Annotated in this window: 19 protein-coding genes and 1 pseudogene; 9 read left to right on the top strand and 11 right to left on the bottom strand. The window is 70.5% G+C overall.

Translation table 11 applies throughout. The annotated features are described in order from the left end of the window. The first annotated feature begins 3 nt into the window (after positions 1–3). The 3 genes and pseudogenes from AB0K10_RS30955 to AB0K10_RS30945 form a co-directional block, all read left to right on the top strand. A complete protein-coding gene (locus AB0K10_RS30955) occupies positions 4–1,440 on the top strand; it encodes a LutB/LldF family L-lactate oxidation iron-sulfur protein (RefSeq protein WP_363689538.1) in 1,437 nt (478 codons plus the stop codon). Continuing rightward, positions 1,422–2,036 carry an LUD domain-containing protein gene (locus AB0K10_RS30950; RefSeq protein WP_363689402.1) on the top strand — a complete coding sequence of 205 codons (615 nt, stop codon included), beginning with the start codon at positions 1,422–1,424 and terminating at the stop codon, positions 2,034–2,036. The genes AB0K10_RS30955 and AB0K10_RS30950 overlap by 19 nt, the downstream gene beginning before the upstream one ends. 124 nt (positions 2,037–2,160) lie before the next feature. After that, positions 2,161–2,405: pseudogene (locus AB0K10_RS30945) on the top strand (transposase); the annotation flags it as partial. Here AB0K10_RS30945 and AB0K10_RS30940 read toward each other — a convergent pair. Further along, the gene (locus AB0K10_RS30940; RefSeq protein WP_363689536.1) at positions 2,343–2,810 is read right to left on the bottom strand and encodes a site-specific integrase; all 468 of its coding nucleotides are present in this window, start codon (positions 2,808–2,810) and stop codon (positions 2,343–2,345) included. The pseudogene AB0K10_RS30945 and the gene AB0K10_RS30940 sit on opposite strands and share 63 nt — an antisense overlap. Before the next feature lie 593 nt (positions 2,811–3,403). After that, positions 3,404–3,850, bottom strand: a complete 447-nt coding sequence (locus tag AB0K10_RS30935; RefSeq protein ID WP_363689400.1) for an Rrf2 family transcriptional regulator — start codon at positions 3,848–3,850, stop codon at positions 3,404–3,406. Between the two features lie 196 nt (positions 3,851–4,046). Here AB0K10_RS30935 and AB0K10_RS30930 point away from each other — a divergent pair, with 196 nt between their 5' ends. From AB0K10_RS30930 to AB0K10_RS30915, 4 genes are all read left to right on the top strand, one after another. Beyond that, on the top strand, positions 4,047–4,796 hold the full coding sequence (locus AB0K10_RS30930; RefSeq protein ID WP_363689398.1) for a glucose 1-dehydrogenase: 750 nt from the start codon (positions 4,047–4,049) through the stop codon (positions 4,794–4,796). 153 nt (positions 4,797–4,949) lie between these two features. Next, positions 4,950–5,393, top strand: a complete 444-nt coding sequence (locus AB0K10_RS30925; protein WP_363689396.1) for a VOC family protein — start codon at positions 4,950–4,952, stop codon at positions 5,391–5,393. Positions 5,394–5,520: 127 nt separating this feature from the next. Further along, complete coding sequence (locus AB0K10_RS30920) at positions 5,521–5,931, top strand: nuclear transport factor 2 family protein (RefSeq protein WP_363689394.1); 411 nt, start codon at positions 5,521–5,523, stop codon at positions 5,929–5,931. Positions 5,932–6,158: 227 nt separating this feature from the next. Next, positions 6,159–6,560: a nuclear transport factor 2 family protein gene (locus AB0K10_RS30915; RefSeq protein WP_363689392.1), complete on the top strand. Its 402-nt coding sequence runs from the start codon at positions 6,159–6,161 to the stop codon at positions 6,558–6,560. Positions 6,561–6,920: 360 nt separating this feature from the next. Here the strand turns inward: AB0K10_RS30915 and AB0K10_RS30910 are convergent, their stop codons facing one another. The 9 genes from AB0K10_RS30910 to AB0K10_RS30870 all read right to left on the bottom strand — a co-directional run bounded on the left by AB0K10_RS30910 (position 6,921) and on the right by AB0K10_RS30870 (position 20,649). Continuing rightward, positions 6,921–7,745, bottom strand: a complete 825-nt coding sequence (locus AB0K10_RS30910) for an alpha/beta hydrolase (RefSeq protein ID WP_363689534.1) — start codon at positions 7,743–7,745, stop codon at positions 6,921–6,923. 496 nt (positions 7,746–8,241) lie between these two features. Next, positions 8,242–8,454 (bottom strand): transposase, encoded by a 213-nt coding sequence (locus AB0K10_RS30905; RefSeq protein ID WP_363689390.1) that lies wholly within the window; start codon positions 8,452–8,454, stop codon positions 8,242–8,244. A 62-nt stretch (positions 8,455–8,516) separates the two neighbouring features. Continuing rightward, entirely contained in the window at positions 8,517–8,726 is a 210-nt protein-coding gene (locus AB0K10_RS30900) for a winged helix-turn-helix domain-containing protein (RefSeq protein ID WP_363689388.1), read from the bottom strand. 216 nt (positions 8,727–8,942) lie between these two features. After that, complete coding sequence (locus tag AB0K10_RS30895) at positions 8,943–11,390, bottom strand: DUF4132 domain-containing protein (RefSeq protein ID WP_363689386.1); 2,448 nt, start codon at positions 11,388–11,390, stop codon at positions 8,943–8,945. Between the two features lies 1 nt (position 11,391). Beyond that, complete coding sequence (locus tag AB0K10_RS30890; RefSeq protein ID WP_363689384.1) at positions 11,392–11,784, bottom strand: hypothetical protein; 393 nt, start codon at positions 11,782–11,784, stop codon at positions 11,392–11,394. Between the two features lie 141 nt (positions 11,785–11,925). Next, entirely contained in the window at positions 11,926–12,684 is a 759-nt protein-coding gene (locus AB0K10_RS30885) for an endonuclease/exonuclease/phosphatase family protein (protein ID WP_363689382.1), read from the bottom strand. 146 nt (positions 12,685–12,830) lie between these two features. After that, entirely contained in the window at positions 12,831–13,604 is a 774-nt protein-coding gene (locus tag AB0K10_RS30880) for a maleylpyruvate isomerase family mycothiol-dependent enzyme (protein WP_363689380.1), read from the bottom strand. Between the two features lie 135 nt (positions 13,605–13,739). Continuing rightward, positions 13,740–14,933 (bottom strand): endo-1,4-beta-xylanase, encoded by a 1,194-nt coding sequence (locus AB0K10_RS30875; protein ID WP_363689378.1) that lies wholly within the window; start codon positions 14,931–14,933, stop codon positions 13,740–13,742. Positions 14,934–15,189: 256 nt separating this feature from the next. Then, entirely contained in the window at positions 15,190–20,649 is a 5,460-nt protein-coding gene (locus tag AB0K10_RS30870) for a carboxyl transferase domain-containing protein (protein WP_363689376.1), read from the bottom strand. 403 nt (positions 20,650–21,052) lie between these two features. Here AB0K10_RS30870 and AB0K10_RS30865 point away from each other — a divergent pair, with 403 nt between their 5' ends. Next, positions 21,053–22,387: a carbohydrate-binding domain-containing protein gene (locus AB0K10_RS30865; RefSeq protein WP_363689374.1), complete on the top strand. Its 1,335-nt coding sequence runs from the start codon at positions 21,053–21,055 to the stop codon at positions 22,385–22,387. Positions 22,388–22,567: 180 nt separating this feature from the next. Beyond that, a complete protein-coding gene (locus tag AB0K10_RS30860) occupies positions 22,568–23,833 on the top strand; it encodes a phosphodiester glycosidase family protein (RefSeq protein WP_363689372.1) in 1,266 nt (421 codons plus the stop codon). Positions 23,834–23,928: the final 95 nt, after the last annotated feature.

Below are 23,928 nucleotides of genomic sequence, written 5' to 3'. Positions count from 1 at the left end.
GGCATGCCGGCGGCCACGCCACCGGTGACCGCGCCGGCAGGCGTGGGGCACCTGCGCGGCGAGGAGTCGTTCCCCACCGCGGCGCGGCGCAGCCTGGCCGACCCGCAACTGCGGCGCAACCTCCGCCACGCCACGACGACGATCCGGGCCAAGTCCGCGGGTGTGATCGCCGAACAGTCCGACTGGGAGCAGTTGCGCACGGCGGGCGCGGCCATCAAGGCCGACACCCTGCGCCGCCTGCCGGACCTGCTGGAACAGCTCGAAGAGAAGGTCAGCGCGGCCGGCGGGGTCGTGCACTGGGCGGCGGACGCCGTCGAGGCCAACCGGATCGTCACCGACCTCGTCCGGGCGACCGGCGCGGACCGGGTCATCAAGGTCAAGTCCATGGCGACCCAGGAGATCGGCCTCAACGAGGCCCTCGAAGCGGCCGGGCTCACCGCCGTGGAGACCGACCTCGCGGAGCTGATCGTGCAGTTCGGCGACGACCGGCCGAGCCACATCCTGGTGCCCGCGATCCACCGCAACCGGGCCGAGATCCGGGAGATCTTCCTCCGCGAGATGCCCGGCGTCGACCCCGCGCTCACCGACGACCCGGCGGCCCTCGCGGCCGCCGCGCGCCGGTTTCTGCGCGAAACCTTCCTGAGTACGCCGGTGGCGGTGTCCGGCGCGAACTTCGCCGTCGCCGAGACGGGCACCCTGGCCGTGGTGGAATCCGAGGGCAACGGCCGGATGTGCCTGACCCTGCCGGAGACCCTCATCACCGTCATGGGCGTGGAGAAGGTGGTGCCGACCTGGCGTGACCTGGAGGTCTTCCTCCAACTGTTGCCGCGGGCGTCGACCGGGGAACGGATGAACCCCTACACCTCGATGTGGACGGGCGTGACCCCGGGCGACGGGCCGCAGACGTTCCACCTCGTGCTGCTCGACAACGGGCGCAGCGCGGTGCTCGCCGACGAGGTCGGCCGGCAGGCGCTGCGGTGCATCCGCTGCTCGGCGTGCCTCAACGTGTGCCCGGTCTACGAGCGCGCCGGCGGCCACGCCTACGGCTCGGTATACCCGGGGCCCATCGGGGCGGTGCTGTCGCCCCAGCTCACCGGCATCGCCGACAACGCGTCCCTGCCGTACGCGTCGACGCTCTGCGGCGCCTGCTACGACGCCTGCCCCGTCAAAATCAACATCCCGGAGCTGCTCGTGCACCTGCGTGCCGAGGCCGTCGAGTCGCGACAGCGGCCCACCGCCGAGTCGATCGCGATGGCCGCGGCCGCGTACACGATGGACCGACCCCGGCTGTACGCGGCCGGACAGCGCGCCGCCCGGCTGAGCCGGCTCGCCGGCCGGCGTGGTCGGGGGCTGCCCCCACCGCTGAACGGCTGGACCGCCAGCCGGGACCTGCCGGACCCGCCGGCGCAGACGTTCCGCGAATGGTGGACCGGGCGGTGAGCTCCCGTGACCTCGTCCTCGGCCGGCTGCGTGCCGCGCTCGCCGCCGACACCGCCGCGCCTGTCGACGTGCCACGCGACTACCGGCAGGCCGCCGCCGTGGACGTCGACCAGTTGGCGCAGCGGCTGACCGACTACCGGGCACACGTGCACCGGATCGCCGAGGCCGCCGTCGCCGACACGATCGCCGGCCTTCTGCCGGACGGCGGCACCGTCGTCGTACCGCCAGGGCTGCCGCGCGCCTGGCTGCCACCGACGGTGACCGCGCTGCCCGACGACGGCCTCGACCACGCGCGGATCGGCGCCGCGGACGCCGTCGTCACCGCCGCCGCCGTCGCCATCGCCCAGACCGGAACCGTCGTCCTCGACGCCTCGCCCGACCAGGGACGCCGGGTGCTCAGCCTCCTGCCGGACCGGCACGTGTGCGTGGTCCGCGCCGACCAGGTGGTGGCCACCGTGCCGGAGGCCCTCGCCCGACTGACGCCACACCGTCCACTGACCTGGATCAGCGGCCCGTCGGCGACGAGCGACATCGAACTGATCCGCGTCGAGGGGGTGCACGGCCCGCGCCAACTGCACGTCATCCTGCTGCCCTGACATCCGGTCCACACGCGACCGTTCCAGCGCGCCGCCCCTTAGAGCTCCTGACAGAATGATGTTGGGCGTAGCCGGCTGATCGTGAAGCTCGTTCTGTCTGAACGTGAGGAGGGGTGAGCAGCCGCTGTGGATCGTCTCGAACGAACTCTGGACAGAAATCGAAGCGCTGCTGCCACCCCGTCCCCCTCGCCGGCACCGGTTCCCCGGCCGCAAGCCACTGGATGACCGCAAGGTGTTGTGCGGAATCCTGTTCGTTCTGCACACCGCGATCCCGTGGGAGTTCCTACCCAGGAACTCGGCTTCGGTTCAGGGATGACGTGTTGGCGCAGGTGGCGGGACTGGAACGACGCCGGCGTCTGGCGCAGGCTCCCGCAGGCGCAGGTCACTGCGCATCGGCCGTGACCGCTGCACATGTGCCAAGAACGGGCGAAACGACGTTCGTGTTGTCCCCAATGGCCGAGCGGCGCCGCGAATGGTCAAGGCCATCGGCACCCCGTGCCGGACATGGAACTCATAGAAGCTGGTAACTGCAGGCAGTTTCCGATTGATCGTCGACTCGGTACACGCCGTCTCCACGGACGGCAGCACCGCGACCTCACCCGCACGCCCCGCCGCTAGCAACCTTAACCAGGGCTTGAACCGCGCAAGCTCGTCATAGCGCAGCGTCGCCCAGTCGAGCTCACGGGATGCAAGGTAGGCGAAGTAGTTCTTCGGGTCGAAGGCGTAGGCGCGCACAGTGTTCGGCGACCTGCATTGATCGGTCAGGTGTGACAAAAACGCCTCGACCGCTGGAACGGGCAAATGGTCTTCACCGAGACACCTCTCGCCCCGCCCGGGGCGCAACCCGCTGGACCCGCATCTGGTCTCCTGCTCTCATGGACACCGGGACTGCGGGTGTCTACGACACAGGCTTTCGCACTTCAGCCGAGGGTTGTGGACACCTTGTACGTCGAGTCGTCACTAAAGATAACGCCACCGAGCACCACGCCGTGCGGGAACTCGGTGGTCAGATGCGCGGCGACTTCGACTGGCAAAATCGGATATCAGAACTGTCGGAATGCAGCGACTGGGCGGGCGGCCCGGTTCGGCGCTGGGCGGTTCGGCGTAGCGTTCGTAGGGTTCGATGGTGAGCGGATGCGGGTGCTGGGCGCGGCAGGGTGAGCCGCTGGTGCCGACATGTTCGGTGATGTGGCCGGCCTCAATCATCCGGGCCATCAACGACCTCCAGACGTCCCAAGACACGCAGGACACCGTCGTCGCCGCATCCGCCGACGTTCGTCGAGTGGCGGAACCCCACCGATTCATCCGTCGGCAGCACCAGCGACGAGGGCCGCCGCTGGGACACGCAGGGATTGCGCCACGCGCCGTCAGGCCGTCGCGGGCTGCTGCGCCAGCACGTCCCGGAGCATGTCCGCGATGGTGGTGGTGGCCAGCTCGCGTCGTACGGCCTCGTCGAGTCGGCCGAAGACCTGACGCAGGGCCGGCTGGATGCCGAACCCGATCGGACAGGACTCGCTCGGTGTGGAACTGTGCAGGGCGAAGAGCGGCTCATCGTCGCCGACCGCGCGATACGTGTCGAGCAGGGTGATCGACTCGGGCTCGCGTGCCAGATGCCAGCCGGCGCCCGCGCCCCGTCGCGACTGGACGAGGCCGGCCTCGCGGAGCTGACCGAGGCAGCGGCGGATGACCACCGGGTTGGTGTTGACGCTGACGGCGATGCGCTGGGAGGTGGCCACTGCCGCCGGGTCGCGCTGATCCAGGGCCATCCACGTCAACACGTGTACGGCGACGCACAACCTGCTGTTTCCGCTCATCGCACCCATCTCCGCCCGCTCACTGTAACCACAGATGCTACATCGCAGCCGCCCGGCATGCCCCATTTGTCGATGCCGGATGTAACCGTTACTGTTACATCGCAGCTCACGTCGAAGCCCGCGTCGTGAACCACGGCGATCAGCCTCGGCGCACACCCACCTCGCTGACGGCAGCGACATGATCGGAAGGCACCTCATGGGTCAGCTTCAGGGCAGGACGGCAGTGGTCACCGGTGGCACGAGCGGAATCGGCCTGGCGACCGCCCGCCGGTTCGCCGCAGAGGGCGCACACGTGTTCATCACCGGCCGCCGCGAGGACGCCCTCGCCGCGGCCGTCGCCGCGATCGGCAACAACGCCACGGGCGTCCGGGGCGACGTCGCGAACCTCGGCGACCTGGACAGGCTCTACGGGGCCGTCGAAGAGCAGGGCCGACGCGTCGATGTGCTCTTCGCCAACGCGGGCGGGGGATCTTTCCGCCGTCTCGAGCAGGTTTCCGAGGATCACTTCGACCAGATTTTCGACACCAACGTCAAGGGACTGCTGTTCACCGTGCAGAAAGCCCTGCCGCTGCTGAACGACGGTGCCTCGGTGATCCTCACCGGTTCCACCTCCGCGAGCGTCGGCAAGGAGGCCTTCGGCGTCTACGGCGCCTCCAAAGCCGCCGTCCGATCCTTCGCCCGGACCTGGGCCAATGAATTCAAGGACCGTCGGGTGCGGGTGAACACACTCACCCCCGGCCCCACCGACACCCCCGGCATCACCGGCCTCGCCCCCGACGAGGAGAAGGCCGTGCAGCTCAAGGGCTTCCTGGCCAGTCAGGTTCCGCTGGGCCGGATGGGCACGCCCGACGAGATCGCCTCGGCCGCACTGTTCCTGGCCAGCGACCAGAGCAGCTTCATCACCGGCATCGAGCTGTTCGTCGACGGCGGCGTCAACCAGATCTGAGCACCCTCACGCCGCACCGTCGCCTGCCGCCGGGGAGACCCCCGTTACGCCCCGGCAGACGCCAGCCCGTTGCGATACTGACCCCGAGACCTCGGGAACACGCCTGGTGGCCAGGTCGCGCGCGCCACCACTACTTCCACCCAGAGGAAAATCATGCCCAGCGACACTGATCCCGGATTCACCCTGTCCCTGCACAACATCACGATCACGGTCAGCGACATCGACGCCGCCGTCCGGTGGTGGCACGACGTCTTCGGGCTCGACGAGACCGCCCGGTCCCGCTTCGACGCGATCAACGCCGACGTCGCCTACATCGAGGGCCACGGCTTCCGGCTCGAACTGCTCCAGCCCGCCAACGGCTACCGCGTGTCCGACATGTTCCTCGATCCGCCGCAGCACATCCGACCCATCGGCAACAAGGCCCTCGTCCTGCGAGTCGACGACCTCGCACGGGCCACCGACCGATTCCGGGACCTCGGCGTGACCATCGTCTGGGACCAGCTGGACCTCGGCGACGGAAGCGTCTCCACCGCCATCCGGGACACCGACGGCAACTTCGTCAACGTCTTCCAAGCCGGCGCCAGCCCGGTCGGCTGAGCCGACCCGTACCGAGCGGCTCGGCCCGTGCCAGCAGGCGTCGCGCCGGGACCAGGCCACCCCGAGCGGTCCCGGCGTGAGGCTTCACCGCCACCACCAGAGCACGCTTCCCGGAGAGGAACACCAGATGAGAAGCGCAGGCGAACTGATGCTGGCCTACACCGCCACCATCGCCGACCCAGAAGCCACGGCGGCCCTGTTCACCGACGACGGCGTCATCGAACTGCCCTACCTGACGTCGATCGGGCTACCACCGCGCATCAGCGGCCCGGACGAGATCCGCGCGTTCATCGTCGGCCTGCTCAAGGTGGTGCCCGACTTCGGCTTCGACACCGTCGAGGTCCTCATCGACACCCCGGACCAGGCCTTCGGCGAATACTCGGTGGAGCGCCGGACGGTCAACGGCCGCACCTTCAGCCAGATGTACGCCGGACGCCTCGTCGCCGCCAACGGCAAGATCAAGCTCCTCCGCGAGTCACTCGACCTCGTCCGGGCCGCCCGCGCCATGCTGCCCAACGGAGTGGCCGACATCCAGTAGGCAGTCCCCGCCGCCGCCGACGGCTGGCTGCGCACGCCCACGGGGGACACGCTCAGACGAACGCGCACGTTCGCAATCCTGGTGTTGCGGAACCGCTGACGGCCCGGCCGCATGAACTTCACTGCCACGCTGCCCAAGGCCTCGCGCACACCCCATGCCGAAAAAAGTTGAACAGCGCGGTTAGGACACCCAGTTTCCACGCAGACACCACAGGAAGGTGCACACATATGATTACTCGTGATGTTGTCGAGCAATTCTTCGGCATGGTCGGCGGCGGCGCCGACCCGGACGCCATAGCGATGCTTTTCAGCGACGACATCGACTGGGACGTGCCCGGGTCGCCGTCGATCCCGTGGACTGGCAGGCGTTCCAGCCGTGCCGACGTGGCTGACTACCTGCGAACACTCGGCGCGAACATCGTACCGGAGGAGAACGTCGACGAGATCGAGACGATCCTGTACGACGGGGACCACGCGGTGATGCTGGGACGGTTTGGACGCGTCGCGCGTACCACCGGCCGACGGTACGAGATGGCCGTGGCCATGCATTTCCAGGTCAGCGGAGACAAGATCATCAAGTTCCGCCTCTACGAGGACTCGTTCCAGGTCGCCAACGCATACGCCGAATAACGGAATCGAGCACCCCTGCTCATGGGCGGGGTGCGCCGCCGCGATCACGTCGACGTAGTGATCCACAACTGCCAATGAGGGCCCGGCGTCGCAGCGGGCGAGCCGCGGTACCAGGGGTGGGAGGAGAAGCTTGCCGTAGGAGGCGCCGCAGCAATTCGCCGACGCGGTGCTCCAGGTCAGCGCGTAAGCCCAGGCCGATGATCCACACGGGCGACCTGTTCTGATCCCACCGCCCTGGCTCCGGCCCATCTGGGCGGTGCCCGATACGAGTTCGACTTCATTGCCTTCACTTCCGACGCCCTGCCCTGCCGGGCGGGCAGGGCGTCAGGTTCCGGAATGGAGCGGGCGGTCGGTCACGTGTCAGGAGCGGAGGAACTCCAGCAGGTCAGCGTTGATGGTGTCGGCGTGAGTGGTGGGCATTCCGTGCGGCAAGCCCTGGTACGTCTTCAGCGTGCCGTTGCGCAGCAGCTTGGCCGACTTCGGGCCGGCGGCGGCGTAGGGCACGATCTGGTCGTCCTCGCTGTGTATGACCAGCACCGGGACGGTAATCTTCTTGAGGTCCTCGGTCTGGTCGGTCTGCGAGAACGCCACGATGCCGTCGTAGTGCGCCTTTGCGGAGCCCATCATGCCCTGGCGCCACCAGTTCTGGATGACCGCCTCGGACGGCTTCGCGCCGGGCCTGTTGTAGCCGTAGAACGGTCCCGACGGCAGCGCTCGGTAGAACTCGGACCGGTTCGCGGCCAGTTGCGCCTGGAGGTCGTCGAAGGCGCTCTTGGGCTGCCCTTCGGGGTTGCTGTCGGTCTTTACCATCAGCGGCGGGATCGCGGAGATGATCGCGGCCTTGGTCACCCGTTCCGTACCGTGCCGGGCGAGGTAGCGCACCACCTCGCCGCCACCGGTCGAGTGGCCGATGTGGATGGCGTCGCGCAGGTCGAGCTGCGCGACGACCGCAGCCAGGTCGTCGGCGTAGTGGTCGAGGTCGTGCCCGTCCGGCACCTGCGCCGACCGGCCGTGTCCGCGGCGGTCGTGGGCGACGACCCGGTAGCCCTGCCGCAGGAAGAACAACATCTGGTTGTCCCAGTCGTCGGCGGTCAGCGGCCAGCCGTGGCTGAACACGATGGGCTGGCCGGATCCCCAGTCCTTGTAGAAGATCTCGGTGCCGTCGCTGGTGGTGACGTAGGGCATGGTCATCCTCGCTTCTCGGACCGCACCGAATCCGGTGCCGGCGTTAGTGTTGGGTAATTGCGCGATTACCCGGTGTGCCGATGCCAAACGTGCCCGGATTCCCCTGCCCGCCCTCAGCACGTTCTTCCGCACCCTGCGGTACGTAGGCTGGCCGTGCCCCGCGTCCACGCCGGCTGGTTCACTCCCTCACCTCCCGTGCTGAGCCGTGGTCGGTGCCGCGTCGGGCGATGACCGTGGTGATGCCCTTGGCTCGTTGCTCGCGGCGGTACGTGTCGAAGTCGTATCCGCGGTCGGCTTAGATCCGCTCGGGTCGTTGTCGCGGTCGACCGGGCTCGGACCGGTTTTGGGCCGCCCCTGAGTGCCCGAACATGGGTTCCGTCGATCACCGCCCGGGACATGTCGAGCTGGTCGGCGGCTCTGAGTTTGCCCAGCAGGACCTCGTGCAGTTGTTGCCAGCCGCCGGCGTCGTTCCAGTCCCGCCACCTGCGCCAACACGTCATCCCTGAACCGAAGCCGAGTTCCTGGGTAGGAACTCCCACGGGATCGCGGTGTGCAGAACGAACAGGATTCCGCACAACACCTTGCGGTCATCCAGTGGCTTGCGGCCGGGGAACCGGTGCCGGCGAGGGGGACGGGGTGGCAGCAGCGCTTCGATTTCTGTCCAGAGTTCGTTCGAGACGATCCACAGCGGCTGCTCACCCCTCCTCACGTTCAGACAGAACGAGCTTCACGATCAGCCGGTTACGCCCAACATCATTCTGTCAGGAGCTCTTAGTCGGACTGTCCAGCCTCGGCCGCGTAGACACCTTTGCCGGGCTGTCCCTCGACCAACCCGCGGTCCTTGAGGATTGTCGTGACCCGGTTGATCGTGGAGATGTGCACACCGTGCTGCTCGGCCAGCTCTCGCGTGGACGGTAGCTTCTCGCCCGGCGCAAGCTCTCCGGACTTGATCTTCTCGGCTATCTCGTTGGCGATGCGCACTCGACCGGCCGTGGCGAGTAGGTGGGTGCCCGGAGTGCCAAGGTTGCAACGACTGCCCGCAGGCTTGACTGGGCGATCACGTTGACCGCAGAAGTGGCAGCCCGGATGATCCCGAAACTGACGTCATGACCCTCGCGGGGCACAGCGACTGGTCGCCACGATCCATGATCAAGTGATGAAAAGTAGGCCAGGAACGCCTCTGGCACCTACTTTCCATCACATGATCAAGCTCTGCCCCGTTGCTCCACCGCGCCGTAGCTGGGCGAGCACCGTGGTGTCGGTGATCTTGTCGTCGGCGGCGAGCATGATCGCCTTGGACAGGATCGTGGAGAGCAGGGGGTCGTCGTCGAACGGCAGGTGCAGGCGGCCGGTCCGCGCACGTGCCGCGACGATGCACAGATACGTGTCGTCAGGCTCCATCATGACGTTGCCCGAACCGAGGTGGATCCGGTACGCGCGCAGGTTTCCGCGTACTCGCAGATGCCGGTCCGACAGGTCCACCCGGTCGGCGATGGCCATCCGGGGCAGCAGCCGGGCGAGGGCGTCCCGGCGTACCTGCGCCGACGGGGTCAGCTCCGCGACGACCGCGCGTCGCCAGTAGGCGGAGAACCGGTCCTCGCCCCGATCGGCCCACTCCGGGTCGGTGGCGATCGAGGTGACGCCGACGAACAGGTCCACGTCACGCATGGCCTCGCTGAACACCAGCGGTGGCACGTCGACGATCGGCGCGGGCTGCCAGGCCGTGCCGTCGCGGCGGGCGAAGCGCACCTGGTCGGTGGAGCAGTGCTCGACGTCGTAGCGGCGCGATTCCGGGTTGTCGACAAGCGCGTGGTCGAAGGACGCCCGCCACTCGCCGCCGCCGAAAGCCTTGGTGGCCTCGCTCTCGTACCCGCCGTCCCAGGTGCTGAGGTAACCGGCCTGCCAGCCGCGGCCACGCAGCAGGGCGTTGGCCTGCCGGTAGCGCAGGATGTGCCCGGCGAACCGGTTGGAGTAGGTGTGCGTCTTCTCCTCGGCAGGCGTGCGCAGGTAAATCTCCCGGAAGACCTGCTTGAACGGCTGCGTCAGGCCGGCGGCGAGGAGGTGCTCGCGCCAGGCCAGCACCTCGGCCGTGTCCGCGCGGACGGGATGCCACAGTCTGACCTGACCGTGCGGAAGGGCCCGGCCGGCCCGGTCCACGAGCGTCCACCCGTCCGGGTCCCGTCGCGGTAGGCCGGCCGTCCAGCGTTGGCCGTCGCCGCTGGTCTCCCACAGCAGCCGCCGCCCGAAGGTCGCGGTGACCGGGTGGTCGAGGAACCTCGACGACCAGTCCGGGTACGACCAGGTGCGCTCCTCCGACAGCAGCCCCTCCACCCGCTGGCGCTCGCTCACCAGCGTCGCGCCGACCCGTTTGACCGCGTCCCGTAGCCAGGCGAGCTCGTCGCCATGAGCCTGCTTCACCTGAGCCGGAACGCCCTTGAGCGGGACGCCGTCGCGGGCGAAGATCAGGCGCGCCCGGTCGCCCGCGATCTCGACAGTCGCCTCGTACGAGCCGACAGGTGTGCGCAGGCGCCCATCCGGCCCGAGCCCGTGGTCGTCGACGGCCAGCTCCATGACCTCGCTGAGCGACCACCCGCGGCGCGCGCCGAGGCTGGTCAACGCGGCCTCCACCCGGCTCCGCACGGCCCTGTTCCGGACCGTCCCGGCCAGCCGCGCCAGCGTGCGCACGGGCGCGTCGCCGTCGCGGTCGGCCAGCAGCCGTACCGCCGTGATCGCCGTGCGCTGCGCGTGGGGAAAGCCGGACGCCTGCCGTGGCGCCGCCGCCGCGGTGGCGGTGACCCGCGCCAGCAGGTCGGTCGCCTCCTCGTCGCGCTCCCGCGACAACGCCCAGACCAGCCCACGCAGAAGGCGGTCGGAGTCGTCGTGGACGGACCGCCCGTGGGCCGCGAACGCGTCGAGGAGCCGGCGTACCATTTGCGGGCCGTGGTTCGCGGCGGCAAGCAGGTCGTCGAGGCGGCGCAGCCACTTCGCGGTTGCCGTCGGTCTGTCCAACGTGGCGCAGTGTTCCAGCAGCTCCGGCACTCCCGGCGCGACGAGGACGTCGCCCACCTCGGCACGCACGGCTGGCCCGAAGGTGTCCCCGTCGTGCAGCAGCCAGGACGGCAGGCGGCTGCCGGTGGCGCGGTCGATGGCCCGGCCGAACAGCGTAACGGTCCGCCGCCGGGTCGCTGCCGCGATGAAGTAGTCGTCGGCCACCTCGCTGCTCAGGGCGGACAGCGCCGGCACCAGGTCAGCCAGCTCGGCGGCCGTCAGGCGGGGCGCGATCAGGGCGGGCAGCTCCAGGTCGGTGCCGTTGTCGACGCCGCCCCTGCAAGCGACGACGTCCAGGCACCACACCAGGTCCGCCCGCGTGAAGGTGACATCTGCGGTGGCGAGGTTGCGTACCACGTCGCTCGTCCCGGACGCCGACTCCCCGTGCATGGCCAGGGCCGCGCGGCGGCGCTCCTCGACCGGCCACGACCGCACGGTGGCCCACTCCGGCACGCTGGTCACCGAGGACTCCCAGTGGTACGTGCTCGCCGTCCGCAGCACCGCCCGGATCCGTTCGTCGGCCTCGGCGAGACCGGCCTCCACCTGCCGCCGCTCCGTCTCGGTCAGGCGGGGGAGCAGCGCCTCCCAGTCACCCATGTCAGCCACCCACCAGCGCGACGAGCCGGACGAACGCCACGGCCGGGTCGGTGCGCAGGTCGATCTCTTCGTCGAGGTCCTCGATCTGGCGGTCGCCGACCAGCAGCAGGAAGCCGTTGCGGGCGAACGCCGCGCAGGCCCGATCCGCCTGCGCCTCCCAGTCGAGCCGCCGACCCGGGGCGACCCGGTAGCCGTTCAGCGTGGCCTCCGTGTCGGTCGGCTGCACCAGGCCCCGGAAAAGCCGTGGCTGGTCGGCGTTGAACCGTGCCACCTCCTCGCGCACCCGCAGCCGCACCAGCTCCCGCGCCGAGATGCGCTCCGGCAGGCCCGCCAACGGCCAGCTCTCGAGGGCCCTGCCCGTCGCTGTCTCATCCCGAACGATCACCGTGACCATGCCCTGTGCTCCTTGCCTGAGGTGAGCGGCAGCATGGCACGACCGTCCGACGAAACGGGGCCCGAGAACGGCGCCCCCGACGCGGAGTTGCGTGTGCTGCGAAGAGCCTCGCCCGGCTCCCCATTGGCCCCCGGACCCGGGTCAGCGACGCGTCGGACGCCTGTGGTGGATGGTGAGGGTGGCCAGCAGCGCGGGGTGGTCGGTCGCGCCGCGCATGCCCACCGACCTGGTGCAGCAGAGCGTGATGTCGGCGGTCGCCAGGACGTGTTGCAGCGCCCCGTCGCCGACCCGCCGGTAGCCGGGCCGTTGGCAGGACCGCACGGCCGGGTCGTCGTCGCGCAGGTTGAGGTCGCCGCTGAGCACTGTGGGTGCGTACCCGGTGCTCCTGCGGATGGCCGGCACGATCTCGTCGAACAGGTCGCGGCACTGGGTGAGCGCGACGCGGTAGCTGGTGGCCGCGAGGTGGGTGGTGCAGGCCAGCAGCAGGCCGTCGACGTGGACGCACAGCCAGGGTCGTTCCTCGGGATCGGCGAGATCCTGCGTCGGGTGCAGGCCACGGTGCACGGTGTGGCCGCCGGCGGGCGCGTGCAGGCGGGTCAGCAACCCGATGCCGTACGGCTGGCCGTCGCGGCAGTGCGTGTCGGCACCGCTGGGACGATCGCCGGCGGCCTGGAAGGCGGATACGACGCCAGCGCCATCGTGGACGGCGGCGAGCGTGCGTTGCAGAACGGGTACGTCGTCCCGGCAGATCTCGTTGAGGGTGACCAGGTCGGGCCGCTCGGCGCGGATCACCTCGGCGGCCCTGGTCATCGATCGGCCGGTGTAGCAGTCGGCGCGGCCGCTGTTGCACAGGTTCATCTGCAGCACCCGCAGGGTCGTGGGTGCGGGAGCGTCGGCCACCGACGATCCGGCGGACAGCCCGGCGGCGGCGATCAGGAAGCCGACGGCGAGGGCCCGGCGGAGCCACCGGTACGACTGACCGGCCGCGCGGCGACCGAAGGGCTCGGCCGCAGCGCGGGTGACGCCGCTGGGCCGTCGCCGCCGTCCTATTCCGGCTCCCAGGCGATCAGCTGGTCGAAGACGCGCCGGTCGCCGTCGAGCTCCAGCGAGTCCATCGCGATGCGGCCGTAGCAGAACATGACCAGCTCATTGGCCGTGCCCCGGGCGGAGACATAGGCCGTCTCCGGGCGCTCGCCGGCGACCGGCGTAGGGAGGCGGGCGGCCCGGGCGCCGTCGGCGGAGAACCAGAGCCGCCAGGTTCGGCCCTCGGTGGCGTGGTAGTCGACGACCGCGGGCTCGTGCGGCCACGCGCTCGTCGTCGCGACGCAGGTGGTCACGAACTCGTCGACACCGTCGAGGGCCACCTCGTCCGGCAGCGGCTGCGGGGCGCCCACGGCGACCTGGGCGTCGTAGGTGTGCACGGCGACCTGCTGGAGCTGGTGCCGGGCGACGGCACCAGCCGTCTGCGGCGACTGCGAATCACCCCACCACGTCCAGCAACCACGATCCGGGCCGGCCTCCCGCAGCGCGTCCAGCAGTTCCCTCGTCGCCGCGGCGAACCAGGCCAGCAGGGCCTCGCGCTCCCGGGGTGCCTCCGGGGCGGTCATCTCCGGCGGAGCGTCGGCGGGCCCCGCGGCCACGATGGCGGCCCATCTGCGGCGCCCCTCGCCCAGGTGCTGCACCAGGTCGAACAACGTCCACTCGGGACAGGTCGGCACCCGCACGTCGAGGCTGGGTGCCGTGGCGACCGCCGCCCGGAAAGCGGTCGATCGTTCGTCCATCAACCGCAACAGGTCGGCGAACTCCAGAGTCTTGTCCACCGCGGCTTTGTACCACCTTCCCTTCGACAACCGACAGCGCATTTCCCCACCGCCGGTGGCGGGCCACCGAGCGCACGCGCCGCGCTGAACACGGGCCGTGCGAGGGAGGGTGGACCCCGCACGACCCGTGCCCGTTCAGCGGTGCGGCCTGGGTGCGACGCGCGGCAGGACGTACGGCGGACCAGCGAAGATCAGGTCGGACTTCAACTCCTGGTACGCCCGCTTGGGCTGGTAGTTCTCGTCGTAGATGGTGGCCAGGCCCTCGGGCGGGTCGTTGAACCACTCCGGCACCCACGAGTACTTGTCGCTGAAACCCCACACGGTGTACGACAGGCAGGTGCGCACGGCGAGGCACGCCTTCATCAGCACGCTGAAGTTGGCGGCCGACGCCTGCAACCGGGGGTTGATCTCGGCGGAGTTGCCGGCTCGGACCGCCTCGGTCATCTCACTGCGCACGTCGACCTCGGTGAACGCGGTAGCCAGACCGAGCCCGGCGAACCGCTTCAGGGCGGCGGTCACCTGGAGGGTGTCGAAGTTGCCGTACTGGGTGCCCAGGTGGCCCTGCGAGCCGACGCCGTCGATCGGGACGCCCTGCGCGCGCAGCCGCTTGGCCATGTCGTAGACGAACTGCGTCTTGTCGTCGGCCGGGTTGCCGGAGCCGAACGCCTCGATGTTGTAGTCGTTGTAGAACAGCAGCGCCTTGGGATCGGCGGCGCGGGCCCAGCGGAACGCGTCGGCGATGTAGTCGGGCCCGAGGTTCTGCGCCCAGAACCCCTTGTAGTGCAGCGTCGACGGGGTGTCCCAGGGGTCGCTGACCGCCTCGTTGACCACGTCCCACTGCCAGATCCTGCCCTGGTAGCGCTTGACGACTGTGGTGATGTGCTTGCGCAGCAGCTCGCGCAGCTCCTGCTTGCTGATGCTGCCGTCGGCGACGCCGCTGGTCAGCCAGGCGGGGAGTTGGCTGTGCCAGACCAGCACGTGGCCGCGGACGGCCTGGCGGTTGCGCTTGGCGAACTCGACGAGCTGGTCGGCGGCCGTCCAGTCGTAGGTGCCGCGGGTGGGCTCCAGGCTCTCCCACTTCATCGCGTTCTCCGCGGTGACCGAGGAGAACTCGGAGGCGGCCAGCCGGCGGTACTGCGGGTCGCTGGCGTCGTTGAGGGCTGTCGCGTTCACCGCAGTGCCGATCTTCAGCCCGTGGCGCTGGCCGAGAGCGGCGAGGGTCTGCGCGGTCGGATCGTACGGCCGGCTCGCGGTGGCCGGCATCGCGTTCAACGCCGCAGCGGTCGCGGCGGCGACGACGCCGGCGCTGATCCACCGTCGTGGCTTCATCTGCCTACCTTTCGGAATTGATCGACAAGTGTCGATCTTCAAAGGGAGGGTGCGGGGCGGGACGAGGACCGGAACTCGTTCGAAACATTATGGCGTCGATGGGCCTCGTCAACTCCGAAAACTTCCGGAAAAGAGTCGGGTGAGCTGCCCGGCTGTGGCTAGTCATCGGATGAAAGTTTCGGTGCGGCAGCTTACGACAGTGGGGACGGCACCGACCGCGATGAGTCGGTGCCGTCCCCACTGCCAGGGCGAGGCCTTACCGCAGACGCGCCTCGATGGCCTCGATGACGCGTGGACGCAGCTCGGCGGCGCGGATGACGGCGTCCACCGAACCGACCTCGACGGCACGTTGGATGTTGTGCACCCGGTCGAACTCCGTGGCCACCTCACCGAGCTTCTCCGCCCGCACCGACGAGCGCAGCTCGTCGAGCTCGGCGGCCAGCGCGGCGCGCTCGGTCCCGGCAGCGGCGGCGACACGGGCCTCCAGGGCGCGCACCCGCTCGTCGGCGGCCGTACGGGCGTTGACGTCGGCGGAGAACACCACCGCCGCAGCCGGAGCGCCGCCGAGCACCGAGGCGAACGATCCCTCCAGCGCGAGGACGGTCATGCTCGGGTTCAGCGCCTTCGAGAACACCACGAACGCGCCGCCGTGGTAGCGGGAGATCACACAGAAGACGATCGGGCCACGGAAGTTCACGATCGCCCGGCCGATCTCCGCGCCGTACTCCAGTTGCAGCTTGCGCATCGACTCGGGCGAGCCGTCGAAGCCGGACAGGTTCGCCAGCACGACCAGGGGCCGGTTGCCGCTGGCCGCGTTGATGGCCCGCGCGGCCTTCTTCGACGAGCGGGGGAACAACGTGCCCGCCGTGTACGTGTCCGGACCGTCGGTGGGCGGGAAGCCCCGCCGTGGCACCGACCGGGACTCGATGCCGAGCAGGCACACCGGGATGCCGCCGAGGTGGGCGTCCTGCACGACGGCGGTGTCGGCGTCGGCCATGCCCGCCCACCGCTCCAGCACCGGGTGGTCCTGGTCGGCGAGGGCCCGCAGCACCGTCCGGATGTCGAAGGGCTTCTTGCGGTCCGGGTTGGCCTCGGCGGAGAAGATCTCACCGACCGTGCGGAAGGGGCTGCCCGCCACGTCGTGCGGGAACTCCGAGACGTCGCGGTCCACCGGGTCGGTGGTGGTCGCCCGGCGCGGCGCGTCCTCGCCGGGTGCGACGTACGTGTGCTCGTAGTGGGCCATCAGCACGTCCCGCGCGGCGGTCAGGTTCGGCGCCCAGTACTGCGCCTGCCCGTTGGGCCCCATCACCCGGTCGTAGCCGCCGATGCCGAAGTTGTCCTCGGCGGACACCCCGCCGGAGAAGTCCAGCGACTGCTTGCCGGTCAGCACCATCGCCGAGTCCGGAGTCATCACCAGGACGCCCTTGGTGTGCATGAGCATCGTGGCCTCGGCGTTCCAGTACGGCTGCGCGCCCACGTTGATGCCCGCCACGACGATGTTGATCTCGCCGCCGGCCTGGGTGAACTCGACGATCCGCTTGAGCGCGGCGGCCACCCAGTCCATGTTCTCCGTACCGGAGGTCATCGAGATCCGGGCCCCGGCGGACAGCGCCCACCACTCCAGCGGCACCGCCATCCGCTCCGCCAGGTCCAGCGCGGCGATCACCCGCCGGCACTCCGGCTCGGACAGGGCGCCCAACGACTTCGTCGGGTCGCCGAGCAGCACGACCCGGGTGACACCCTCCGGGTGCAGGGTTGCCGGCGTGGTGACGACACCGGCGACGATCGCGGCGCGGTTGCGCCCCTTCGGCCGGTCCACCGGCACCAGCGCGTGGGCGTCGTCCAGGTCGTGCTCGACGAACTCACCGAGCCGGTTGGTCAACTCGTACGGGTACACCGTGTTGCGGCTGCTGGCCCGCAGCACCTTCAGCCGGTACTCGTCGAGCGGCTCGACGGGCTCGACCGGCGGCGTGCCGACGGCCAGTTCGGCGCCGCCCGCGGCGTCGAACGAGATCCGTACCGCGATCTTGGTCAGCTCGCCGGTGCGACGGTCGCGCTGGCGCGCGATGAACAGGATCTCCTCCAGGCCGGCGCCCACCGTCGTCGGGCGCACGCGCCCGGCGATCATCTCCATCTCCTCGCGGGTCAGCTCGCTCGGCGGCCAGACGTAGACCACGATCCGGTTGGTGGTGAAGCGCGTCTTCGACGGACGCCGCGACTGCGCCCGGCGGATCGAGTCGAGGCACGCCGCGACCGCGTCCTCGGCGGTCGGCAACGCCACCAGCCGGCCGTCCTGCTCGCGCAGTTCGGTCAGGTCACGCACCTGGGCGAACGCCACGAGACGCTCGTCGGCCGGGTTCTCCCGCGCCACGCACTGGAAGAGGTAGACCTCCTCGTCGGACGACGGCAGCCGGGTCAGGTCGAACTTGTGCAGCCGCTCCAACTGCATCCGCTGCGCGATGTACGGGTGCAGCCCGCGGATCAGCCGGTCCTCCACCATTGCGCCGTCGGACGGGCGGAAGGTGAAGTGGTGGTGCATGACCGCACCGCCGCGACCCGCGACGGTGGCGGTGAGCCGACGGACCTGTGCCGGCAGCGGATGTGCGGCGATCACCTGGAGCAGCGCGGCGGCCATGGCGTCGAAGTCCTCCGGCTGGTTCTCCCAGCCGAGGTAGATGTCGGCGTCGACGGAGTCCTCGTCGCCGGCCAGCTCGGCGAGCCCACGCAGCGCGCCACCCAGCGCGTCGAAGCTCACCGCCGCCGAGACCACACTGGAGTCCGCGCGTTCGGCGACCACGAAGGCGCAGTCGGCGACCTCGCGGGTCCGCACCCGGGTGAGGGCCTTGTTGCCGTAGTAGCGGCGGGTGAGCACCTCCAGCATGACCGTGTTGTCGAGGTGGTCACGGACGAGGCGCTGGCCGAGCAGACGCACCAGCGGCTCGGTGCTACGGACCATCTCGGCGATGCGCTCGGCGCGGTCGGGGGCGTCCGGGTGCGCGTCCAGGTGTCGCAGGTGCGCCCTGATCTGGGCGTAGACGCGGGCGCGGTTGCGGCGCAGCAGCGGCTGCGCGAACCACGCGAACACGACGCCCCGGGCCAGGTCGGCGATGGAGGGGAAGCGCACCTGCGTCGCGGCGATCAACCGCTCGAGCGCCAGACCTGCGGGCTCGCGCAGCGACTCGTCCGGCGGAGTCTCCCGCAGCCATTCGCGCAGCAGCGCCGCCACGACTGTGGCGTCGGCGGACGCGCGCTGCTGAGCCAGGAAGATCCGGAACACGGCGGCTTCCAGGCCGGGGGAGCGCTCCAGGTCGGTGACGCCGTAGTGGCCGAGCGCCTTGGCGAGCCGGGCCTGGAAGGCGTCGGGCAGGCCGGCCCGCTCGACGTCGAGGCTCTGCAGGTAGGTGTGGAAGTACTCCCGGGCGCTGCGGACGTGGGCGCCACCGTCCTCGCCGGTCGGCCGGTTGCGGCTCAGCTCGGCCAGGTCGGCGAACACGTCGACGAGGTCCACCTCGGCGGCCAGTTGCCGGTGACCGTCCTCGGCGGCCAACCGCCGCACGACGAGGTAGTCGTCGAGCACCCGGCGGTCGTCGTGCGGGTCGACGTCGAAACCGAGCAGCAGGCCGCGCAGGTCCTCCTGACCGCGCCTGCTGCGCTCGTACGCCCCCGCGTTGTCGTCTGCGGCGGGCAGGTCCAGCTCGACGGTGGCGGCGCTCGGGGCGGCGGCGGCCTCGGTGGCGTCGTCGGCGAGCGGCTCCAGCCGCAGCAGCGGTGCGCCGGCCTCCACCTGGCTGCCCACCGCGACGGCGCACTCCTTGAGCCGGGCCCGGAACGGCGCGCGCAGCACCGTCTCCATCTTCATGGCTTCCAGCACCAGCACCGGCGCGCCCGCCTCGACCTCGGCGCCCACCTCCAGCGGCGTGGCGACGACAAGCGCGGGCATGGGGGAGCGCAGGACGCCGCCCTCGTCGCGGCTGACCCGGTGCGTCACACCGTCGACCTCGACGAGGTGGGTCGGCCCGTGCGTGCCGGTGAGCAGGCGGTACCGGATGCCGTTGACGACGATCTGGCCGGTGTGCCTGTCGAAGCGGTCCAGCTCGACGTCGGCCGTGTGCACCGTGCCACCCGCCTCGATGCCGACCCGGAACCGGTGCGCCCCGATCCGCGCCACCCGCATCCGGTAGGTGGCGCCGCGCAGCTTGAGGTCCAGCGGCCGACCGCTGGCGTGCTGCACCTGCGGGCGCCCACCGGCGGCGGTCGACAGCAGCCGCTGCCGCTCGGCGCGCTCCTCCTCCTCGTACGACTCGATGGCGGCGGCGGCCAGGGCGACCGCGGAGTGCCGGTGCGTCACGAGTCGGCCCTCGCCCCGGACCCGGTCGATCCAGCCGGTGTCGGCGCTGGCGTCGATGATCTCGGGCTGGTCGAGCAGGTCGAGCACGAAGCTCTTGTTCGTCGCGCCGCCCTCGATGATCACCGTGGTGTTGGCCATCGCCCGCCGCAGCCTGCCGAGCGCCTCGTCGCGGTCGCGCCCGTACGCGATGATCTTCGCGATCATCGAGTCGAAGTCGGCAGGGATCGTGTCGCCCTCGCTGACACCGGTGTCCACCCGGATGCCCGGGCCGGCGGGCAGGTCCAGCCGTGCGATGCGGCCCGGCGACGGCGCGAAGTCGCGGTCCGGGTCCTCGGCGTTGAGCCGGGCCTCGATGGCGTGCCCACGCTCGGCCGGCGGCGTGCCGACCAGCCGACCGCCGGAGGCGACGTGCAGCTGCGCCTTGACCAGGTCGAATCCGGTGGTCAGCTCGGTGATCGGGTGCTCGACCTGCAGGCGGGTGTTGACCTCCAGGAACGCGAACAGCCGATCGCCGGGGTGGTAGAGGAACTCGACTGTCGCCGCTCCCCGGTAGCCGACAGCCACGGCGAGCCGCTCCGCCGAGGTCTTCAGCTCGGCCGCCTGGGACGCGTCGAGCACCGGTGAGGCCGACTCCTCGATGATCTTCTGGTTGCGCCGCTGCACCGAGCAGTCGCGTACGCCGAGCGCCCACGCGGTGCCCTGGCCGTCGGCGATCACCTGGACCTCGACGTGCCGGGCGCCGGTGACCAGGCGCTCCAGGAACACGATCCCGCTGCCGAACGCCCGCGCCGCCTCCTGGCTGGTGCGCTCGTACGCGTCGGCGAGCTCGGTCTCGTTCGTGATCACGCGGATACCGCGTCCGCCGCCGCCGGCCGTCGCCTTCAGCATGAGCGGGTAGCCGATCTCGGCCGCCGCCGTGCGGGCGGCGTCCAGCGTCTCGACGGCGCCGCGGCTCCACGGCGCGACAGGCACGCCGACCTCCTCGGCGATCAGCTTCGCGCCGATCTTGTCGCCGAGCTGGCGCATGGCCTCTGGGCTCGGCCCGACGAACGTGACGCCGATCTTCTCGCACAGCTCCGCGAACGCCGGATCCTCGGCGACGAAGCCCCAGCCGACCCACGCGGCGTCGGCGCCGGTCTCGATCAGGGCGCGCTCCAGCGTCGCCAGGTTCAGGTACGGGCGGGCGGACGCCGGACCGAGGTCGTACGCGATGTCCGCCTCGCGCACGAAGGTGGCCGTGCGGTCGACGTCGGTGTGGAGGGCGACCGTCTCGATCCGGCTGCCCGTCTCCGCGGCCAGCTCCCGGACCGCGTGGATGAGCCGCATGGCGGCTTCACCACGGTTGACGATGGCGACACGGTTGAACACCCGACTGACCCCTTTGGTAGACCATGATGTGCACGCCGGAAGTCGACGGCTCCCGGCAGTGGTCACTTTTCCGGCTCTCGGCGGACAGCGCCATGGCGCAACCGCCGAACCGACAGTCGCTCTGTTGTAGGAACCCCACAAAACTTTTTGGCTGTCGAGCCCTCGGTGTCGGATCTGCGCCCGATCCTCGCCACGGATGCCCAGACGTGACTGTCCGTCCCTTTTGCCAGTGCCGGGTGGAGAGTGGCCCCGCCACCCGGTATGAAGAGGTCAGCTCCGGTATGCGAGCTGTCCGTCAGGTATTCACATGTCTCGTACCGATCGTCCCTACGCTGTCGCATGCCCAGCTCAACGGGCCTGCGACGTCGAGAGGATGAGCGTGGCTTTCAGAGGATCCAGATCCGTGTTCGTCGGGATGGTCGTGGCGACGGTGGTCGCGGCGGGGGGAGCGCTCGCCGCCGGTACGGCCAGCGCCGCCGAGCCCTCCCCGTTCACAGTCGTCGACGGCGCGATCCGCACGGCGACCGGCACACCGACACCCCCCTCCGGCACGCACGCCTCGCTCTGGGGCAACTCCAGCTACGCGCAGGCCAGCGTCACCGGCTCCGGGTGGGTGCTGATCGGCGCCATCGGTGACAACTGCCAGGGGTGGCCGACCGTACGGGTGACAGTCGACGGCGTCAGCGTCGGCCAGACCACAATCGTCAGCGCGACCGCCTACGGCACCTACCCCGTCGGCGCGGCGGTCGGCGCCGGTCAGCACACCGTACGGATCCAGTTCGTCAACGACTTCCGGGACGGGTCCTGCGACCGCAACGTCCACATCGGGTACGCGCGGATGGAGACCCCGGACGCCACCGACACGACGTTCAGCTTCGCGGTCCTGCCGGACACCCAGCAGGAGGTGCTCAACAGCAGCGACACGCGGTTCCGCAACCGCACCGACTGGCTGGTGCGCAACAGGTCCGCGTTGGACCTGCGCTTCGTGGCCTCCTCCGGTGACGTCGTCAACTGGGACACTCCCGACCACTCGCAGTACGTCATCGCCCGCGACGCGATGCGACCGCTTGAAACCGCCGGCATCCCGTACGCCCTGGCGATCGGCAACCACGACACCCAGGCGACAGGTGTCGGCGGCTCGGCCCGCGACCCCGCACACACCCGGGAACTCGTCCGGGACACGACCGTGTTCAACCAGTTCTTCACCGTCGGCCAGTACGGCGCGGTGCAGGGGCAGTTCGAGAGCGGCAAGGTCGACAACTCGTACTCGACCTTCGCGGCCGGCGGCACGCAGTGGCTGGTGCTGACCCTCGAACTCTGGCCCCGGGCCGAGGCCGTCGCCTGGGCCCGCAGTGTCGTCGCCGCCCATCCCCGGCACACCGTCATCGTCGTCACCCACGACTACATCGACGGCAACGGCGCCATCGAGCAGAGCGCCTCGTACGGGGAGACCAGCCCGCAGTACCTCTTCGACAACCTGGTCAAGCAGTACGCCAACATCCGGTTCGTCTTCTCCGGCCACGTCGGCGTCGCCGCCAACCGGGTCGACACAGGCGTCAACGGGAACAAGATCTACTCGTTCCTCCAGACGTTCCACTCGAACACCACGAACCCGGTACGCCTCGTCGAGGTCGACACGGCCGCCAACTCGCTGCGTACCTGGATCCACGCGCCGTACACCAACCAGTCGTTCCCCGAGTACGACAGGTCGTTCACAGGCATCGGCGTGGTCCGCTGACCCGGACACCGTCCACCCGGGGGTGGCCTGCGACAACTGTCGCGGGCCACCCCCGTCCTCGGCGTACGCCCGAACCGACAGTTGATCAAGAAGGTGCGGGCGGTTCACGTCGAACGTCTTGGGCGTTCACCCCCGGGTGATCGGCTGGCCCGGAAACCGCACACGACGAAAGGATCGGCGATGAGGGCAGCACACCTCGTACGCCCCAGTCTGGCGCTGCTGCTCGCCGCGGGGCTGAGCACGCTCGCGACCCCGGCCGGCGCCGCCCAGGCCGCCTCCGCGACGACGTCAGCGTCGACGGCGGACTCCGCGATCACCGTCACCTCGACCGAGCAGCTCGCCCCCGGCGTCACGTACGACTCGTTTGAGGTGGACACCCCACGCGGCGTCACCGTCGGCTACCTGCTCACCGCCGACCTGCGCAGGAACAAGGTCTCGCTGGACCTCCTGCACCCGGACTCCGTCGCGCAGCGCCAGGTCGTCTCGACGATGACGAACGCGCAGGGCGCCATCGCCGGCGTCAACGGCGACTTCTTCAACATCAGCGAGACGCACGCCGGGGTCGCACCGACCGGCTCGTCCTCCGGCCCGGAGATCGCCGACGGCGAGCAGCTCAAGTTCGCCGTGCCCACCGCGCAGCGCTTCGGCCCCGGGCTCGCCCCCGGCACCTCGACCCGGGACGTGTTCGGCGTGGGCGCGAACGGCAGGGCCCGCGTCGACACCCTGAGCCTGGCCGGCGAGGTCCGCAGCCGCAAGGGCACGGTCACCCTCAGCGGCCTCAACCAGTACGCGCTTCCCCTCGACGGCGTCGGCCTGTTCACCTCCGCGTGGGGCGCGGCCTCCCGGGTACGTTCGACCTGCGGCAGCGACACCAACCGCAACGACCCGTGCAGCACCCAAACCTACGAGGTGACCGTTCGCCACGGTGTGGTGACCTCGGTGGGCCAGACGCCCGGCGCGGGCGCGATCCCCGCCGACACCGAGGTGCTCGTCGGCCGCGAAGGCGGCGCGGACGCGCTCGACGACCTGGCCGTCGGCGACCGGGTGCAGGTGCACGAGAAGCTCACCTCCGCCGGTGCGCCCAAGCTGACGTTCGCGGTCGGTGGCGCGCCGATCCTGCGCGACGGCGCGCCACTGGCCGGCCTCGACACCAGGACCGCCGCCGTGCGCAGCGCGGCTGGCGTCAGCCCGGACGGCCGGACCGTGTACCTCGTCGCGCTGGCCGGCCGTGCTCCCGCCAGCGCCGGCCTCACCATCGCCGAACTCGCCGATCTGATGCGGACGCTCGGCGCGCACGCCGCCGTCAACCTCGACGGCGGAGGCTCGACGACGGTCGCCGTCCGTGAGCCGGGCCAGGCCGCGGCCACCGCCCGCAACAGCCCCTCCGACGGTACGGAGCGCGCGGTCGCCAACGGCATCGGCATCTTCGTCGGCCGCCACTCCTAGCCCACCCCCCCCCCCGGCGGCGCCGCCCCCCCCCCCCCCCCCCCCCCCCCCCCCCCCCCCCCCCCCCCCCCCCCCCCCCCCCCCCCCCCCCCGCG

It is taken from the genome of Micromonospora sp. NPDC049274 (genome assembly GCF_040678875.1).
Lineage (GTDB): Bacteria > Actinomycetota > Actinomycetes > Mycobacteriales > Micromonosporaceae > Micromonospora.
This window is presented reverse-complemented; position numbering and strand designations above follow the sequence as displayed.

Coding starts and splice junctions, on each gene's coding strand:
- AB0K10_RS30955 (WP_363689538.1), top strand. CDS start 4: ATGCCGGCGGCCACGCCACCGGTGACCGCGCCGGCAGGCGTGGGGCAC.
- AB0K10_RS30950 (WP_363689402.1), top strand. CDS start 1,422: ATGGTGGACCGGGCGGTGAGCTCCCGTGACCTCGTCCTCGGCCGGCTG.
- AB0K10_RS30935 (WP_363689400.1), bottom strand. CDS start 3,850: ATGAGCGGAAACAGCAGGTTGTGCGTCGCCGTACACGTGTTGACGTGG.
- AB0K10_RS30930 (WP_363689398.1), top strand. CDS start 4,047: ATGGGTCAGCTTCAGGGCAGGACGGCAGTGGTCACCGGTGGCACGAGC.
- AB0K10_RS30925 (WP_363689396.1), top strand. CDS start 4,950: ATGCCCAGCGACACTGATCCCGGATTCACCCTGTCCCTGCACAACATC.
- AB0K10_RS30920 (WP_363689394.1), top strand. CDS start 5,521: ATGAGAAGCGCAGGCGAACTGATGCTGGCCTACACCGCCACCATCGCC.
- AB0K10_RS30915 (WP_363689392.1), top strand. CDS start 6,159: ATGATTACTCGTGATGTTGTCGAGCAATTCTTCGGCATGGTCGGCGGC.
- AB0K10_RS30910 (WP_363689534.1), bottom strand. CDS start 7,745: ATGCCCTACGTCACCACCAGCGACGGCACCGAGATCTTCTACAAGGAC.
- AB0K10_RS30895 (WP_363689386.1), bottom strand. CDS start 11,390: ATGGGTGACTGGGAGGCGCTGCTCCCCCGCCTGACCGAGACGGAGCGG.
- AB0K10_RS30890 (WP_363689384.1), bottom strand. CDS start 11,784: ATGGTCACGGTGATCGTTCGGGATGAGACAGCGACGGGCAGGGCCCTC.
- AB0K10_RS30875 (WP_363689378.1), bottom strand. CDS start 14,933: ATGAAGCCACGACGGTGGATCAGCGCCGGCGTCGTCGCCGCCGCGACC.
- AB0K10_RS30860 (WP_363689372.1), top strand. CDS start 22,568: ATGAGGGCAGCACACCTCGTACGCCCCAGTCTGGCGCTGCTGCTCGCC.